Origin of the sequence: Dyadobacter sp. UC 10, assembly GCF_008369915.1 — a bacterium.
Taxonomy (GTDB): domain Bacteria; phylum Bacteroidota; class Bacteroidia; order Cytophagales; family Spirosomataceae; genus Dyadobacter.
In genome coordinates, this window is the sequence record NZ_VSRN01000001.1 from 4754875 (window position 1) to 4771716 (window position 16842).

The 16842-nt window shown below is 48.3% G+C and carries 13 protein-coding genes; 6 read left to right on the forward strand and 7 right to left on the reverse strand.

Going from position 1 to position 16842, the window contains the following annotated elements:
* Window position 1: 1 nt before the first annotated feature.
* On the reverse strand, window positions 2-3217 hold the full coding sequence (locus tag FXO21_RS19635; protein ID WP_149641683.1) for a SusC/RagA family TonB-linked outer membrane protein: 3216 nt from the start codon (window positions 3215-3217) through the stop codon (window positions 2-4).
* Window positions 3218-3700: 483 nt separating this feature from the next.
* Between FXO21_RS19635 and FXO21_RS19640 the strand changes: the two genes are divergently transcribed.
* Entirely contained in the window at window positions 3701-4036 is a 336-nt protein-coding gene (locus tag FXO21_RS19640) for a PadR family transcriptional regulator (protein ID WP_149641684.1), read from the forward strand.
* 19 nt (window positions 4037-4055) lie between these two features.
* Window positions 4056-6734, forward strand: coding sequence for an ABC transporter permease (locus FXO21_RS19645; protein WP_225865760.1), 2679 nt, complete (start codon window positions 4056-4058; stop codon window positions 6732-6734).
* A gap of 52 nt (window positions 6735-6786) precedes the next feature.
* Here the strand turns inward: FXO21_RS19645 and FXO21_RS19650 are convergent, their stop codons facing one another.
* Window positions 6787-7473 carry a response regulator transcription factor gene (locus FXO21_RS19650; protein ID WP_149641685.1) on the reverse strand — a complete coding sequence of 229 codons (687 nt, stop codon included), beginning with the start codon at window positions 7471-7473 and terminating at the stop codon, window positions 6787-6789.
* Window positions 7473-8939 carry a sensor histidine kinase gene (locus FXO21_RS19655; protein WP_149641686.1) on the reverse strand — a complete coding sequence of 489 codons (1467 nt, stop codon included), beginning with the start codon at window positions 8937-8939 and terminating at the stop codon, window positions 7473-7475. The genes FXO21_RS19650 and FXO21_RS19655 overlap by 1 nt, the downstream gene beginning before the upstream one ends.
* Before the next feature lie 116 nt (window positions 8940-9055).
* Here FXO21_RS19655 and FXO21_RS19660 point away from each other — a divergent pair, with 116 nt between their 5' ends.
* Window positions 9056-9775 carry a hypothetical protein gene (locus tag FXO21_RS19660; RefSeq protein ID WP_149641687.1) on the forward strand — a complete coding sequence of 240 codons (720 nt, stop codon included), beginning with the start codon at window positions 9056-9058 and terminating at the stop codon, window positions 9773-9775.
* 107 nt (window positions 9776-9882) lie between these two features.
* A complete protein-coding gene (locus tag FXO21_RS19665) occupies window positions 9883-10989 on the forward strand; it encodes a Fic family protein (protein ID WP_149641688.1) in 1107 nt (368 codons plus the stop codon).
* A gap of 11 nt (window positions 10990-11000) precedes the next feature.
* On the opposite strand, the gene FXO21_RS19670 is transcribed toward FXO21_RS19665, so the two are convergent.
* The 3 genes from FXO21_RS19670 to FXO21_RS19680 form a co-directional block, all read right to left on the reverse strand.
* Complete coding sequence (locus tag FXO21_RS19670) at window positions 11001-11906, reverse strand: aminoglycoside 6-adenylyltransferase (RefSeq protein ID WP_149641689.1); 906 nt, start codon at window positions 11904-11906, stop codon at window positions 11001-11003.
* Window positions 11907-12030: 124 nt separating this feature from the next.
* On the reverse strand, window positions 12031-12912 hold the full coding sequence (locus FXO21_RS19675; protein ID WP_149641690.1) for a pirin family protein: 882 nt from the start codon (window positions 12910-12912) through the stop codon (window positions 12031-12033).
* A gap of 57 nt (window positions 12913-12969) precedes the next feature.
* Complete coding sequence (locus FXO21_RS19680; protein ID WP_149641691.1) at window positions 12970-14007, reverse strand: LLM class flavin-dependent oxidoreductase; 1038 nt, start codon at window positions 14005-14007, stop codon at window positions 12970-12972.
* 229 nt (window positions 14008-14236) lie between these two features.
* Between FXO21_RS19680 and FXO21_RS19685 the strand changes: the two genes are divergently transcribed.
* Window positions 14237-14821 carry a Crp/Fnr family transcriptional regulator gene (locus FXO21_RS19685; protein ID WP_149641692.1) on the forward strand — a complete coding sequence of 195 codons (585 nt, stop codon included), beginning with the start codon at window positions 14237-14239 and terminating at the stop codon, window positions 14819-14821.
* A gap of 170 nt (window positions 14822-14991) precedes the next feature.
* Window positions 14992-15291, forward strand: a complete 300-nt coding sequence (locus FXO21_RS19690; RefSeq protein WP_149641693.1) for a GNAT family N-acetyltransferase — start codon at window positions 14992-14994, stop codon at window positions 15289-15291.
* 34 nt (window positions 15292-15325) lie between these two features.
* Here the strand turns inward: FXO21_RS19690 and FXO21_RS19695 are convergent, their stop codons facing one another.
* Window positions 15326-16783 (reverse strand): glycoside hydrolase family 30 protein, encoded by a 1458-nt coding sequence (locus tag FXO21_RS19695; RefSeq protein WP_149641694.1) that lies wholly within the window; start codon window positions 16781-16783, stop codon window positions 15326-15328.
* Window positions 16784-16842 lie beyond the last annotated feature (59 nt).

Genomic DNA, 16842 nt, shown 5'->3' on the forward strand with positions numbered 1-16842 from the left:
CTTAGAAACCAAGGTTGAGTCCAAATACAATCGTTCTCGCCACAGGATAAGTACCATAGTCGATACCCGGCGTGAGTGCGGAAGAAATCCACGGGTCACCCTCGGTCGTGTTTACTTCGGGGTTATAGCCGCTGTATTTGGTGAAGGTGTGCAGGTTCTGAATGTTCATGTACGCCCGTGCATTTTTAAAGACTTTTCCGCCAAATATTTTGTCAAAACGATAGCCGATTGTGACGTTTCTGATGCGCAGGAACGAGGCGTCTTCCACGAAGTAGGATGAAATGTTCCGGTTGTTGGCCGAATTATTCGCAGCCCACGTTTTGCCATCGCCAGGTTCCTCTGGTGAGCGCCAGTAGTTGTTTGAGATCGACGCATTGTTACGGTAAACGCTGCGTTTGGTCAGGTTCATCACATCCACATCCTGCACGCCTTGCAGCGACACGCCGAAGTCGAAATTGCCAACATTGAAGTTGTTCGTGATGCCATAGGTGAACTTCGGCAGGTTGTTTCCGATAATGGTTCTGTCAGCATCGTTAATCAGCTTGTCGCCATTCAGGTCTTTGAAACGGACATCACCCGGAAATGTGTTTGGTAGGCGCGCAGAACCGTCTATTTCGGCCTGGGTGTTGTAAATGCCGTCGAAAACGAGTCCGTAATAACTTCCCAGCGGTTTTCCGATCTGCGTAATGTGGGTCAGAGAGTTTTCCTGTGCACGGTTGGCCACGATAATCGGCGCGCCGCTGGCTCCCAGTGTTTCTACTATGTTGGTATTAAATGAAATGTTGGCGTTTGTAGACCAGGTGAAATTTTTTCGCGTAAAATTTCGGGTTTCCAGAGCAACTTCAAACCCCTTGTTGCGCAGACTTCCCAGGTTACGCAGCGCTGTTTCAAAACCGGTCGAAAGCGGCACCGGAACATTGAGGAGCAGGTCGGAAGTCAGTTTGTTATAGTAGTCCAGATTCAGGAAAAGGCGGTTTTGGAAAAGTCCTAAATCAATACCGAAATCCACTTCTTTGGCTTTTTCCCAACCCAGAATAGAGTTACCCAGCGAGCCCTGCGCCAGACCGTTGATGATCGCGCCGTCGCCTGCTCCCAAAATGTAATTGGCGCTGTTGATCAAGCCCACAGAAGCATAGTCCGGGATCTGGTTGTTTCCAATCAGACCATAGCTTGCCCGAACTTTCAACTCGCTGATAGCAGGCACATTAGCCATGAATTTCTCCTGGCCGATTCTCCATCCGGCCGAGACAGACGGGAAGTTACCCCATTTGTTGTCAGCCCCGAAGCGGGACGAACCGTCGCGGCGGAAAGTGGCAGTCAGGAAGTATTTTTCGTCATAATTGTAAGTCGCGCGGCTCAGGAAGGACAGGAGTGTCCATTGCGAGCGGCTCGAACTTCCACCTGTCACAATACCCGCATTCAATGTAGGTACCAGGTCGTTCGGGAAAGAGTTGGCGTTGACCGAGTTTGAATTGAAGGACGATTTTTGTCCTGTTACTCCCACCAGCACATTTACATGATGTTTTTCGGCAAATGAATTGTCGTAAGTCAGCGTGTTTTCATTGATCCAGCTAATGTTCGCGGATGAAAAAGAACGGCCATTTGACGGGCTTACACTAATGTAAGAAGGCGAAAACTTGTTGTTGCTGAAAGTGTTGACATCCGCATTGATGCTGGTTTTGAATTGCAGGTTTTTCAAAATGTCAACAGTCGTAAACAAACTTCCGACCGTGCTGAACTGGTTCATGGTGTTCTGAATACCCTCGCCGAATGCGAGTGCATTGTTATAGATAATGTTTTGCGTGGTACCATCGTCGAAATGCAGCGTGAAAGATCTTGAATACGCGCCGTCTGGAGTCCTTACAGGATAAAAGCCCGGTGTCGACATGACCGTCACAGCTACCGCCCCGTAGTCCTGAATACCACCGGATGTGGCAATGCGGTTGTTGGTGTAAGACGGTGCCACGCGCGCGCCCACTCTGATCCTGTCGGATACTTTGGCATCTACGTTCAGGCGGAAAGCATATTTCTTGAAGCCGGAATTGACGATAATACCTTCCTGGTTCTGATAGTTTCCTGACACATAATACCGCGCATTCTCAGTCCCGCCCGAAGCCGCAATCTGGTAGTTTTGCATGGGTGCGGTGCGATAGAGCTCTTCCTGCCAGTCGGTATACGGATAGGCTGATGGATTTTTAAATTCGTCAGGGATTTTGAAGCCTGGTCCGCTCCGAACAGAGTTGGGGTCCGTCGCTTTTCCACCGGCCCGCACCCAGTCGTTATTCCGTATGTCGATCTGGCGGCGTGCATATTCTTCGTTCGTCATCAGGCCCACTCTATCTGCGATCTTCTGGAAGCCATAGCTTGCATTGATGCTGATCTGAGACTTACCCGCCGCGCCTTGCTTGGTGGTGATGATCACCACGCCATTCGATCCGCGCGATCCGTAAATGGAAGTCGCAGCCGCATCTTTCAGTATGTCAATCGACTGAATATCACCAGGGTTAATGCTTGCCAGCGGGTTCACCGGAGACTGGCTCCCGATGTCGCCGCCCTGGGCGGCTGAGTTGGTTACTGAGTTGTCCAGCGGCACACCATCGATCACATACAAAGGCTGAATACCTGCTGTGATGGATCCTGTGCCCCTGATTTTAATGGACAAACCACCTCCCGGAGCCGCCGAAGTCTGCTGTATCTGCACCCCGGCTACCTGTCCGGCCAATGCTTCGCCAAAAGAAACCACCGGCCGGTCCTGGATCTGCTTCGCACCTACCGAAACCACCGAACCGGTAATTTCCCGCTTCGACTGGCTACCGTAACCGACAACCACAACCTCGTTCAATGCCTTGTCACTGTTCTCAAGTTGTGGTGAAATCGTCGAACGGTTTCCAACGACCTCTTCCACATCACCATAGCCTATATACGTAAAAAGTAATGTGCTGTTTGCCGGCACCTGAATCCTGTAATTTCCGTTCGCATCAGAAACCACACCATCGGTGCTATTCTTCACCCGCACAGAAACGCCGACCAGCGCCTGGCCCGTCGCTTTTTCGGTAACCTGCCCGCTTACAGTGACTTGATTAGCCCGGCCAGCGGTCTGCGCCTGTCCGGAGCTGCAACAAACAAGCAACAACAGCGTTGCGAAAAGCATCCGCAGCGGCAGTCCGTAAGCACTGCGGAAATAACTATGACATTCAGTAAACATTTTGTTTCCCATAAATATGGAAGGTTAGTGGTCTAGAAATGATTGAATCGAAAGGTATCGAAACAAATATATGTTTTTTATCAAAACAAAAATATTTTACGTAAGAAAAAATAACCAAAATGCATCAAAAAAGAAAGGTAATGACGGTTTTGTAAAATTTATTGTAATCAATGAAGTGACAACGAAAGTTTTTCTGTCCATTTTCTGATGACATTGTAAACAAAAATGTCAGATGAAGGATAAAGCGGTGGAACAGCTGGCCAGGCTACTGCGGGGATCATTCGTCCTCTTTTCAAGCATTTAAGTATCTGCATTCCGTTTTAAAAAATTTGTCCAAAGACGAACGCCTGTTGTCCGGTTCTGAACAATTAGCATGACCGATGATTACCTTATCGTGTCTATTCTGAACCGGAAAGGCCAATTCTCTTTTATTGGCATATGTTTTGTTATACCGAAATGGATCATATATGTATAACTAAAAAAAACGCCTGATCGATGAGACGAAGCGATTTGGGAGAGTTTGAAGAAATTGTGCTGTTGGCAGTTGCCGCCTTGTCCAACAATGCGTACACCATAACCGTCGCAGAAGAGCTGGAACGTGAAACCGGCCATATCGTTACCTCTGGCGCCGTGCACGCAGCCATGCAGCGCCTTGAGCAAAAAGGTTATCTGCGGTCTGCCTGGGGTGAAGCGACAGCCGAGAGGGGAGGCCGCCGTAAGCGTCTGTACTCGGTAACAGCATTGGGCGGACGAATCCTGGAAGAGTCGCGTGCAGTGCGCAACAGATTCTGGGACCGGATCTTACCGGCTATTCGCCTTGAATGGAACTGATCAGTTAACCAACTCTCCGATGCAATCGAAACACAAGCGCCCGGACAGAGCATCCGAAGAACCGCCCCGCTATCTGACTTCATTCCTTAACAGGCTGATTGCGCCACATCTCCGTGAAGAAGTGCTTGGCGATTTGCATGAACGGTATGCCCGTCGCATACTGGCCCATGGAAAAGCCAGTGCCAGAAAACGTTACCTGCTCGAAGCAATGGCTTACGTGCGGCCGGCCTTTATGGAGCGTCAAAAAAATGAATATCCTTCACCCTTTTTCCTAGGTCCTGCCATGATAAAAAACTATTTCAAAATCGCATTTAGAAACCTTGTTAAAAATAAGGGTATCTCGGCCATCAATATCTGCGGGCTCGCCATAGGTATTTTATGTTGTCTCTTTATTTTTCTATGGGTTCAGGACGAAAAGCGGGTGGATAATTTTCACACCAATGGAAAGGACCTGTTTGCGGTGTATGAAACGTCTATCGCAAACGGGAAAGTGGATGGATCCTATTCTGCTTCTTTCCTGGTAGCGCCAGGCTCAAGTTATCCCTCTTTTGCGCTGGAAAATGTCAATGAGGCAATTCCCGAAATAGAATATCAGGCATACTATGCTACTGGTTATGAGCTTCCGTGGGGCCACCCGGAAACGTTTCAGGTTGGAGAAAAAAAGATAAAGATGGAAGGCTCGCGGGCAGGGGCGGATTTCTTCAAAATTTTCAGTTTCAAGCTCATCGAAGGCACCGCGGAGACAGCTCTGAAGGATGTCAGCGGTGTTGCGATTTCAAAGCATATGGCGGAAATGTTCTTTGGCAGCCCGGCCAAAGCAATAGGAAAAACGATGCGTTTTGAAAACCGGATAAATTTTAAAGTTACGGCTGTTTTTGACGATATCCCGCGCCACAGCTCCCTGAAATTTGATTATCTTTTTAATTGGGAAGCTCAAAAAACGAAGCTGGAATTCGCATCGAATGAGATCCGTTCCTATCTGAAACTTGCGGAAGGGGCAGACGTTTCAAAAGTGGAAAGTAAGCTAAATAGTTATATCACCAAGCGTATTGAAAAAAGGCCGGGCGTGGAGCAGCGGGCGGGGCTGATCCGGTTTTCGGACCAGTATCTTTACGGCTCTTTCGCAAATGGCAAACCCGAAGGCGGGCGCATTGAATATTTACGGATTTTTAGTGGTGTGGGCCTTTTTATACTCCTGATCGCCTGCATTAATTTCATGAATTTGTCGACAGCCCGTTCTGTAAAACGTGCGAAGGAAGTGGGGTTGCGAAAGGTCGTCGGGTCATCCAGAACGAGCCTTGTGTTTCAGTTTTTTGGTGAATCAATGCTGTTCTCGTTCCTGGCCATGCTTGTCTCACTGGCATTTTTAATGTTGCTGCTATCTGCTTTTAATAATCTTACAGGTAAAGAACTCAGTTTTCCTGTTGCTGAGCCATCGTTTTGGATTTTTCTAATCGCCTTGGTACTGGTAACCGGGATTGCAGCAGGGAGCTACCCTGCATTATATCTGTCTTCCCTTAAACCGATGCGGATACTGAAAGGTGTGGTTCGTTTTACGAAAAGCGGTCTGTGGTTCAGGCAGGGGTTAACGGTCTTTCAGTTTGCAATGTCCATTGTGCTGCTTATTGCCACGATCGTTATTTCCCAGCAAACCCGTTTTGTTCAAAATACACATCTGGGATTCGACCGGGAAAACCTGGTTTATCTTCGTGTGGAGGGACAACTAGCCAACCGTAATAATTATCTCCTTTTTAAAGAACGTGTGTCTGAGCTCCCGGGCGTGGCGATGGTAGACCGAAGTACCGAGGCGCCGCACGATATGGGTTTTTCTGTGGCCGAAGCGATTGACTGGGAGGGGAAAGAAAAGAACTCGGCTGTCTATTTCAGCCCGGCTTCGGTGGGGATGGATTTTATAAAACTGATGAAACTGGAAATTGCAGCAGGGCGGGATTTTTCGAAATCGATGGCCACTGATTCGACGGATGCTTTTCTGGTCAATGAAGAGGCGGTAAGACAAATGGGCCTCAAAAATCCGATTGGTAAATGGGTTTCCGCCTGGAAAAAGAAAGGGCATATCATTGGTGTTCTCAAAGATTACCACACACAATCCCTGCATGAAAAGATCAAACCCCTGATCATTGATGTAAAGGAAAATGAATATTTCGGTGTCATTCTCATTCGCACCAAACCTGGCAAGACCAGGGAGGCGCTTGCGGGAATAGGGGCTGTTTACAAAGAAATCAACCCGAATTATCCATTCACTTACCAGTTTCTGGATCAGGAGTTTGATAAACTCTATCGCAGTGAACAGGTTATTGCCAAACTTTCAAACCTGCTGGCACCGCTTGCTATCCTGATTTCAAGTCTGGGCTTGCTGGGACTTGCCCTGTTCTCAGCAGAGCAGCGCGTTAAAGAAATCGGAATACGGAAAGTGCTTGGCGCATCCATTGCAGGCGTTGTGTCATTGCTTTCAAAAGATTTTCTGAAACTGGTAATGATCGCTATTCTGATCGCATCCCCGGTAGGATGGTTTGTTATGAGCCATTGGCTTGAAGGTTTTGCCTATAAGATCAATATCGAATGGTGGGTTTTCGCGCTGGCCGCGCTCGTGGTGATGACGATCGCCGCTTTCACTGTGTCGTTTCAAAGTATCAAAGCCGCCTTGATGAATCCGGTTAGCAGTCTTCGTAGCGAATAGTTGCTCAGTATCTTTGCATATGGAGCAAATGCTGTTATTCCACCAGCCCCGATCAACAAACCAACCGATAGCCTACTCCCCTGAGCGTAAGAATTTCAACCGATGGGTCTGCCTTCAGATGCTTTCGTAATTTGGTAATGAATACGTCCAGTGTACGCCCGTGGAAATAACTGTCGTCTCCCCACAATCCCAATAAGATGTGCCGGCGCTCCAGAATCTGGTTTTGATGATCGTATAGCAGCTGGAGTAGTTGGGTTTCCCGGTGAGAAAGGCGGATAACCCCCTGATCGGGTAATTGAAGGCTCTGTTGATGCGCCAAAAAGGCATAGCGGCCAATAGAGACCGTTTCCGCTGGCCGCAAAGCGGAGGGAGCGGAACGTTTCAGCAGCTCCCGGATCCGTAGGAACAACTCTTCGAGGCTGAACGGTTTTTTCAGATAATCATTCCCCCCACTGCGATAACCCTCCATGAGGTCTTTGGTGGCCGTGCGGGCGGTCAGATACAGAATAGGAATGGCCTGATCCACCAGGCGGATTTTCTCAACCAAAGTAAATCCATCGGTGGTGGGGAGCATTACGTCGACAATACAAAGTGAAAAGGGCTGGGTTCGAAACAGGTCTAGGGCCTGTTGACCATCCCCGGCATGGGTGACCTGGTATTGACGCTGTTCCAGGCTATCGGCAACAACCTGGGCCAGAAAGGGTTCATCTTCCACCAGGAGGATATGGGCTTTTTTCATCAGCATAAGGGAATACGAATCCAAAACAAACTGCCAATCGGTTCGTTGGCTTCCGCCCGGATAGACCCGCCGTGCTGCGTAAGAATTTGCTTCACGTAGCTGAGGCCCAGGCCGTAACCTTTCACATCATGCACGTTCCCCCGTGGTATCCGAAAGAAGGGTTCGAATATTTTGGTCCGAAATTCCGCAGGTACGCCAATGCCGTTGTCGGCAATACCAACTTCAACCCATCGGTCTTTGGTAATCAGACTGATAGCGAGCTGTGGATGAGCTGAGCCATATTTGACGGCATTGTCCAGCACATTGGTGAACACCGCTAATAAGCTGGTAGCCCGGGCGTTCACCAGCACCGGCTTAGTTTGGGGCTGATAGGACAGCCAGGCTTCCGGAAGGTTGTGCCGAAGCGGAAGTTCCCGAATAGCCTGATCCAGAAGCTGGCATACATTGACCGCCTGCCAGGGCTCGTCGGCTAAGGTGATTTTGCGGTTGGCATTTAAGATCTGGGCCGTCAATCCGGTTAATTTATCGGTCTGGTACGTAATAATATCAAGGTATTTTTTTTGAACCTGCGGCGGGTGGTTAAAGGTTTTCAGAGCTTCGGCCGTAATTTTAATCGAGGTGAGTGGCGTATTGAGCTCATGGCTCATGTTGTTAATAAAATCATCCTTGAGCCGGGCTAATTTGTCTTGGGACAGTAACGTCTTTGCGGTGTAACTGAAACAAAACAAACTGATGGCAACGAGCAGGAATGTGCCCAGGATAACCCATTTCATGGTTTTGAAAAAGTAATGCGATGGCGGGTCGAAACGGGCACGCACCCATTCGTTGGCGTAAGGTTTGCGAAAGGAAGTACCTACCGGCTGCGTCCAATAACCGGTGCCGCCCTGGCGGGTGGTCGTCAAGATATACCGGGCATCGATCCCTTTATTAGCTAGCAGATTTTCGTAAATGCTATCCAATTCGTGCAAGCGCATATGACTTCGCTCAAAAGCCAGATTTAAACTATCTCCGAGGCGTTGCGTATAATAATATACGACGCCTCCCTCCAGATCCTTCCTAATCCGCCGGTCCGCTAAGTGATTAATCACCATGCGTTTTACCGATGGGCTTAATTGAGTCAACCTGGGCTTGAAATCGCCGATTCCAAATGACATCCCTGAACCGCCCTTAAACTTAGGGTGACGGTCATTGATATGGAAGACCGTACTGCTATCCCGGTTATTGATATCACAGGTAATTTGAATTAGTGAAGTGTCCGCTAGCCACAATTTAACCTGGTTGATCAGTCCCTGACGACGTTGAGCCATTTCGAGATCAACCGCCTGCGTGAGCGTTTGATTAATATCGTGCTGAAAGGATTGGACGGTTGCCCGATAATTCTGATAATTCCAGAATAACTGCAAACCAATGATGCCCGCAATACAAAGTGCCATCAGCGTCAGGATCAGGTTTACCGGCTGTTTCATAAGTGAAGATAAATAATTTCAGGCTGGTCCGGGAACGCGTTAACCTTAATTAACCTGGTTTAACGGAGTGTTAACTCAGTATCTGCCTTTTTTAAACGTGGTTTGTCAAAAAAGACATGACAACACGATTCAAGCTCCAATCCCACTTATCGACGGCGTTTAACCCGGCCGCGTTCAAACTCTGGGCAGCAATTTCAATTTTTCCCCATATTCATTTAATCACGCGAAAACTATTTCTGGCCTTGGCCGTCAGCCTTCCTTTTTGGGTATCCGCTCAGCATAATGATAGTACGGTTGTAAAAGCAGTGTTTGGTGCAACGAATACTGAACTTCAGGAGCTGATGTCCGTCATCGGGGTTGAAAAACATCATCTCGAATTGAATGATCCCAGACTGGGCGGCAAGTTTTTTCAGTTAACTTATCAGGAGTATCGAAACGGGGTCGCTCAGCCGGAAGTGAATCTAACCAGCCGCAAGGATCTCTTTCAACTTGATTCTACCGGTAAGATGGCTTTTGATGTTTACGCGCGAGCGGCAGACGTCGCCACACTGGAAGTCTTTTTCCGGTTTCCCAGAAAGGGGCAGCGCAAGCTGTTCAAAGCGGAAGCGGGCCAGGCTGGGCAATACAGTTTCCGAACGGATATTCTGCCTTACCGGCGCGAGCAAGCGAAGATTCCTGTCGGGAAGAAGTTTACGTTTTTAGTGTACACGCTACCCTATGAAAAAGACGGATATTTTCAGTACTGCGCCCTTGCGCAAAGCCAGGTACCTATTGAGGAATGGTACAAGCGTTTTGGGGTCAAACATTTTGTAGCCTACCAGTTGCTGATCGAGTAGCGGGCGGCTAGTTAAAGGGCCAATCGCCTGCCATCACCATTTGCGTCGAATAACAGATTATGCGGCGAATATTGGTTATATTTGACGCATATCGTGCGTAGATTAAGATGTATATACACCAGCGACGAGAGTGGCCAAGCTTTACATGGAATTCCGACACTTTGTTGGACATCCTAGGAGAAGTGCGTAACAAGCAGGGAAGGCTTGTCGGTAAGATGGAAAACCTCGGTGTCGCGTTGAGAGAGGAAGCGGTTTTAGAATCACTTACAACCGAAGTTTTGAAGTCAAATGAGATTGAAGGTGAATTCCTGGACGCGGATCAAGTCAGGTCATCAATAGCCTTGAAACTTGGAATGAACGCAGGTGGGGTCTCGAAAGCTGACCGTTCTGTGGAAGGCGTCGTTGATGTGATGTTGGACGCAACAACGAATTATCAGGCACCGCTGTCTGCCGACCGGATGTTCGGCTGGCATGCAGCGCTTTTCCCGACCGGTCGAAGCGGAATGTCAAAAATAACTACCGCGGCCTGGCGCGATGTGCCAATGCAAGTTGTTTCCGGAGGTATGGGAAGAGAACAGGTACATTTTGAGGCACCGGCTGCTGATAAGGTTCCCGGCGATATGGACCTTTTTATCAATTGGTTTAATAAAATAGACGCAGCAGACCCGGTTTTGAAAGCAGGAATCGCTCACCTCTGGTTTGTAACCATACACCCGTTTGACGATGGTAATGGTCGCCTGGCACGAACGATCGCAGACATGCAGCTTGCGCGCTCGGATAAAAGCTCTCAACGTTTTTATAGCATGTCCGCTCAGATCCGCATAGAACGCGAAGCTTACTATGAAATTCTCGAAAAGACGCAGCGTAGTGACGAACTCGACATTACCGCCTGGCTTAAATGGTTTTTGCTGTGTTTCAGTCGGGCGCTGAACCAGACCGAAAATTTGCTCGAAAATGTCATTCAAAAGGCGGAATACTGGTCTGTATTTAATAATAAGACCCTCAATGACCGCCAGCGATTAATGCTTAACAAATTGATGGATGGCTTCGAAGGAAAACTGAATTCCTCTAAATGGGCCAAAATGACAAAAACATCTCATGATACGGCACTAAGGGATATCCAGGGACTTGTAGACCAGCAAGTTCTTGTGCAAGAGTCGAGTGGGGGACGCAGCACAAGTTACCGCCTGATCGAGTTGCCCGAAAAGCAGTGATTAAGATCATTTCAATTCCCATAAATCTTTTGAGCATCGGCGGGTAGCTTTCGGACATGTTGCAAATGAGCTGTGAGATGTTCGTCCCAATCTGCCGGATACTCGTAGCCCAATTCAGATGCAATAAACTTTGCAGAGTAGCTGAACAATTCGATAGCAGCAAATGTAGCGTCCCAAATATGAGGCAAGCTGGCTAACGGGTAGGTTGCGAGTAACTTTTCGTACAATTCGGGCTCCAGATACCGTTGATAGAACTTTCCCGATTTACCGGGATTTACCCTAAATCCATGCCGGCATCCAATATGCCAATCCAGCATTTGCAGCAGTGCTCCCCGGATCACCTGGTTTAATAATTCCTGACCGTAAATCACCTCGCCACGCCAGAGCGCCTTGCCCATACTGCCGCTCGTGAACCAGAATTCATTACAGCAATCGGTAAACGAGCGGGCCGACGGTTTATGGACCTGATAACTGGCATCGCTTGCCGAAGGCAGCGGGCTGGCGTTAAAAATTCCGCTCTTGTCTAACAACACCTTGCAGAGGCTATCGGCAGTGAAATGATGGAGGCTTTGCAGTGGCACCATCACCAGGTCAATCCGGTTCCCATCTGTAAATAACATCAGGTAGGAGAAAGCTCCCGCAAGTTCGGGAGACGGGGGATACAGTTCCATATCTTCCGGTAACTGCATGATCATCCTTTCACCAAAAACATCCACCCAGCTATAATCCCGCAAAAAAGGCTCCGGATCTTCCACCACATAGATAATATCGAAGTCCTGGAAAATATCGGCAGTTACATTCGGATTGGATCTTGACCCGTCCTGCAATACAGCCAGAATACGACTGTCTCCGGACGCAACATTCAATATCAATTCCATCATCTGTGAGTCGCTCCTGCTGGTCATGCTTTTCATCATAACCTCAATATTAGTCAATTTTCGAGGTTTTGAACAATTCAGCTTCATTACATGAGCTATTCAAAACTCACAGGTGTGGTTTGACTTTGTCAGATTTATTATGGATTGTCCCAGGAGAAAAGCATTACTTCCCGGCCCTCTGCTTTTCATAATCGATTTTACCATATTTGCCGTTGTAAAAATCCCGGTAAGCATGGGCGATCTCTAATTCGGCGTTCATGACAAATGGTCCTTCTGCCACGATCGGCTCCGTATAGGGTTCTCCGCCAAACACTAAAAAGTCACATCCTTCCGTATTGTCATTCCGCAGTTCCAGACTTCCATCCTCCCGGCCAAATTCTATAAAATCTCCGGCATTGAAATGCTCGTCGTTGATGGAAGCAGGCAGGACCGGCAGGAAAGCCGCTACTTCCAGTTTACCTGCAAAGTCGATTACAAAACTGACACCTGGCTCCAAATGAATATGATAGAGAAACTGTTCTGAATAGGTCGGTACCGCAGAGGAAAGCTCTTCAAATGAACCCGCGATCACCTTGATCCAACCGCGTCTGTCCGGTAAATCTTTATAAGGCACTTCATTGCCTTCTATGGCTAAATACGCCGGTTTTTCAGCTTTTACTGTGGACGGCAAATTGACCCAGAACTGAAAAGCGTGCACCAGCCGGGAGTCTGTTACCGAATCATGGTTCAGCGTTTCGTCGTGAATGATCCCATTTCCGGCATTCATCCATTGCACCCCGCCGGAATGTACCTTTGCATAGTTCCCCGCACTGTCAAAGTGTTCGTCCTCTCCATGTAGTACATAAGTTAAAGTAGCGATTCCCCGGTGCGGGTGCGCGCCTGTACCTTCCTTATTAACCTTTGTTTGGACTGCCGGAGCGACATGATCTAAAAAAACAAACGGGCCGACCGCATCAGCATATCTGTTCGGTAGCATGCGATAAATGATCAGGTCGCCGATATCCGCTCTCTGACCCTGTGTCGAAAAACTGCTTTTCTTTTTCATTTTGTGTTTTGCCTGCGGAATATTTTGAAGTTGTGTAAGGATCAATGTTCAAAGTGATCAGCGCGAATGCACTGTTTTATGTTGCCTCAATAGCGGGATTACTTTATTGCCGATCAGCTCAATTGACGTCATTAATTGCTGGTGTGTAAGGCCTGCTATATCCATCTGGAACATAAAACGGTCTATCCCGCCAAGTGCTTCGCTGTGGCGTAGCAGTTTTTCGGCAACGGTTTCCGGCCCACCGACTACCAGGACGCCTTTCTCTGATACCAACTGGTCAAACTGACCTTTCGTAACAGGTGGCCAGCCGCGTTCGCGGCCTATTTTGGTCCAGGATTCTTGGTAGCCCGGGTAATAATCTGCGATCGCTGCCTCATCGTTCACACCGACATAACCGGGCGAATGCAGTCCAACCTGAAGCTGTGCCGGGCTGTACCCCGCTTCATGTCCTGACTTCCTGTAAAGATCGATCAGCGGCCGAAAGCGCTCAGTCTCACCGCCTATGACCGCGACCATTAACGGAAGCCCCAGCGAACCCGCACGTACAAATGATTGCGGCGTTCCGCCGACACCGAGCCAGACCGGTAACTTCTCCTGAACGGGACGGGGATATACCGGCTGATCTTTCAGTTCCGGTCTGAACTTTCCCGACCACGTAACAAATTCCTGATCACGGATTTGCAGCAGCAGTTTTAGTTTCTCATTAAATAAAGCGTCATAGTCGTTCAGATTATACCCGAACAATGGGAACGCTTCTATCGAAGAACCCCGGCCAACGATCATTTCTGCACGTCCTTTTGAAATAATATCCATGGTCGCAAAATTTTGAAATACGCGAACAGGGTCAGAGGTACTCAGGACGGTGACCGCACTTGTTAACCGGATGTTTTTGGTCCGTGCTGCAGCTGCTGCCAATATTACTGCCGGAGCAGAGTCCAGAAATTCTTTTTTGTGGTGTTCGCCGATCCCGAAAATATCAAGCCCTGCCTGATCCGCTGCGACAATTCTGTCCAGCAGTTGCTCCATCGCGTCCTGACTCCCAAGCTCCTTGCTCCCGAACATGGCCGAAGCAAAACTATCTACGCCTATTTCCATCTTATCCTGTTTACCTTATTTGTTTTCTTAGATTGACAAAAGCAAAATTGCAGCATCGGGCGGGAGTAAAAGATGATATAAGTCGATAAATGAGGTAGACAAATGTCTATGCTGACGTACCCGAAGCCACAAAGGGCAATATGCCTTATATTTGTCGTAATCCATTAATAACGCTTGGGAACCTGTTTTCCAAACTGGCAGAGGCAAAGCAGGACTTAATATATGTTGTATGTACGATGCTTTTTTTGACTATTTAAAAAGATACAGTTCCGAACCTCTCTCCGAGGATGAAATGAACCTGATCAGGCAGGCCTTAACGCCTTTCAAGCTCAGGAAAAGACAGTACTTTTTACAGGCCGGAGATGTATGTAAAAACTTCGCGTTTATCACTCATGGCGCGATGAGACAATATATGGTCGATGATAAAGGTACTGAGCATGTTGCCCGGCTGGGTATTGAAAACTGGTGGATGGGCGACCGCGAAAGTTTCCTGATGAACACGCCGAGTGCGTATCATATCGATGCCTGGGAGAATACAGAAATGCTGCTCATCAATAAGGCGGCGACGGATGAACTGATCAGGAAGGTGCCTGCTTACTGTGAGATGACGAGAGAAATGGACAACAGGAACAACATTGCCAATCAGAGACGAATTACTTCTTCCATCAGCTTTACCGCCGAAAAACGCTATGCGGATCTGTTTGCAACTTACCCAGAGCTGATTGAACGTTTTCCCCAGCATGTCATCGCTTCCTACCTGGGGATCACTAAGGATACGCTCAGCCGCGTCAAGCGGCAGCTGCTGCGCAAGTAGTTCAGGCCGATACCTGCCTGTGAAAAAGTAGACAAATGTCTATTGCTTTTCTAGACATATATCATCTCTCACTTTTTCAGAGCTGATGAACTTTGCATTTGATCCCGCAAATGCCCTTCCGGCGTATTGCGTATTGAGGGACATGTTTCAGATAAGCAGGAATGATGGTAATGGAAAATACGAAAGTAATTTTGAGAGATAATGGCTTTGGCGAGATCCTTTTGTTCTCCGACGACATTAAAGTGGGAGAGATGGCAGTATCCGTCAGAAACGAAAAATTAACGGTTTATCACACTGAGGTATATCCGGAATTCGAAGGCAGGGGCTTTGCGAAATTATTGCTCGACCGGCTCGTCAGCTACGCAAAAGAGAATAGCCTGATGATCCTGCCGCTTTGCCCTTATGTGAACGCACAGTTCAGGCGCCACCCCGAGCAGTATCGTGAGGTCTGGCTCAGAAGTGACGCTTGAACTGACTGCGTATTACCTAGTTTTTGCTACAAGCTTACTTCCAAACCAGCGTCGCTACTGCATTCGGGTCGATTGTATAGCTGAACTGATTTCCGTTCATCGCCACTGTAAACTTTTTGTTATCCCCGCTCTGGTTCAAAATCACCAGCACATTGGAGTCGTCGGGATTCACGAATGCAACGTGTTCAAGGCCGCTGGCAGCACTTAGTTTGCCGGACTGCACGCGGAATGCGCCGGGGCGCACGAATTTCGACATGTGGGCGATGGTGTAGTATTCAACGTTTTTAGTAATGCTACCGTCGGCATGAATGGTCACCACGCCGCGGCAGTTATCACAGCCTTTGTTTTTCGGGCCGTCGTTTTCATCCAGGGCAATGTTCCAAAGCAATGCATTCTTCGACCAGTTGTTGGCGGTGCCGATGAAGATATTGGACATATTCCATTTCAAATTGTCGGAGAAATTGGTCGCCCAGCGCCCGCCTGATATTTCGGTGAAATACAATTCCTTATCCGGAAACTGATCGTGTACCTGGCTCATCGCGGACACACTTCCGCCATAAGCATGAAATGCCGAACCCGCTACGAACTGATTTGCCTGCGGATCTTTCAGGATTGAAACCGGGTAACCCGGCCGGTCCCAGTTGTGATCGTAAAGCAGGACTTTTGTTTGAATGGATCTGGATTGAAAAAGCGGGCCCAGGTGATTTTTGATAAAAACCAATTGCGCTGCCGAATCCATTCCCATGGAGGGATATGCAGCTTCATGCAGCGGTTCGTTCTGCACGGAAAGCGCGTCTATCGTAATACCTGCGCTTTTGTAAGCATCCAGATATTTCACAAAATAATTGGCGTAGGCGCCATACCATTCCGGTTTCAAACTTCCGCCCGCCAGTTTTCCATTGTTTTTCATCCACGCCGGCGCCGACCAGGGCGTGGCCATGATTTTGATCGAAGGCTGCAATGCGACCACCGATTTCAATACCGGAATCAGATCCGTTTGGTCTTTCGCAATGGAGAATTTGGCCAAAGAAGCGTCGGTTTGTCCTGCAGGCAGATCATTGTAAGTAAAATCTTCCAGCGAAAAGTCCGACGCGCCCATTGTCACGCGGATGTAGCTCATGCCAATTCCGGCCTGCGGGTCGAAAAGATCTTTCAGCAGATCCGCACGTTGGGTTGCATTCAGTTTTTGATTGATCAGATAAGCAGAAGAACCCGTCATCGCGCCGCCGAAACCTTCCATTTCCTGCAATTTCGTATTGAAATCAATGTTGATCAGGTTTTCGGACGGAGAGACGGAGCCGGCTTTTACGATCGCAAGCGGGTTGTCACTTTTCAGTAATTTGCTTTGTGACCCGTTTGTAACCCACACCGCCACTTTATTGGCAGTGAGGGTATCCTGTGGTTTGGGATCTTCATTCACCGGTGCCTTTGCCGAACAGCTGCTCAATGCAATGCCCAGGCCCGCTACCGTCGCAATCAGAACGTTTTTCATGAGTTGATGTAAAATAAAAGTCACGCCGGAAGAGACATTTTGACAATGCCCATTCTGCG

Coding starts and splice junctions, on each gene's coding strand:
- FXO21_RS19635 (WP_149641683.1), bottom strand. CDS start 3,217: ATGGGAAACAAAATGTTTACTGAATGTCATAGTTATTTCCGCAGTGCT.
- FXO21_RS19640 (WP_149641684.1), top strand. CDS start 3,701: ATGAGACGAAGCGATTTGGGAGAGTTTGAAGAAATTGTGCTGTTGGCA.
- FXO21_RS19645 (WP_225865760.1), top strand. CDS start 4,056: ATGCAATCGAAACACAAGCGCCCGGACAGAGCATCCGAAGAACCGCCC.
- FXO21_RS19650 (WP_149641685.1), bottom strand. CDS start 7,473: ATGAAAAAAGCCCATATCCTCCTGGTGGAAGATGAACCCTTTCTGGCC.
- FXO21_RS19655 (WP_149641686.1), bottom strand. CDS start 8,939: ATGAAACAGCCGGTAAACCTGATCCTGACGCTGATGGCACTTTGTATT.
- FXO21_RS19660 (WP_149641687.1), top strand. CDS start 9,056: ATGACAACACGATTCAAGCTCCAATCCCACTTATCGACGGCGTTTAAC.
- FXO21_RS19665 (WP_149641688.1), top strand. CDS start 9,883: ATGTATATACACCAGCGACGAGAGTGGCCAAGCTTTACATGGAATTCC.
- FXO21_RS19670 (WP_149641689.1), bottom strand. CDS start 11,906: ATGATGAAAAGCATGACCAGCAGGAGCGACTCACAGATGATGGAATTG.
- FXO21_RS19675 (WP_149641690.1), bottom strand. CDS start 12,912: ATGAAAAAGAAAAGCAGTTTTTCGACACAGGGTCAGAGAGCGGATATC.
- FXO21_RS19680 (WP_149641691.1), bottom strand. CDS start 14,007: ATGGAAATAGGCGTAGATAGTTTTGCTTCGGCCATGTTCGGGAGCAAG.
- FXO21_RS19685 (WP_149641692.1), top strand. CDS start 14,237: ATGTACGATGCTTTTTTTGACTATTTAAAAAGATACAGTTCCGAACCT.
- FXO21_RS19690 (WP_149641693.1), top strand. CDS start 14,992: ATGGAAAATACGAAAGTAATTTTGAGAGATAATGGCTTTGGCGAGATC.
- FXO21_RS19695 (WP_149641694.1), bottom strand. CDS start 16,783: ATGAAAAACGTTCTGATTGCGACGGTAGCGGGCCTGGGCATTGCATTG.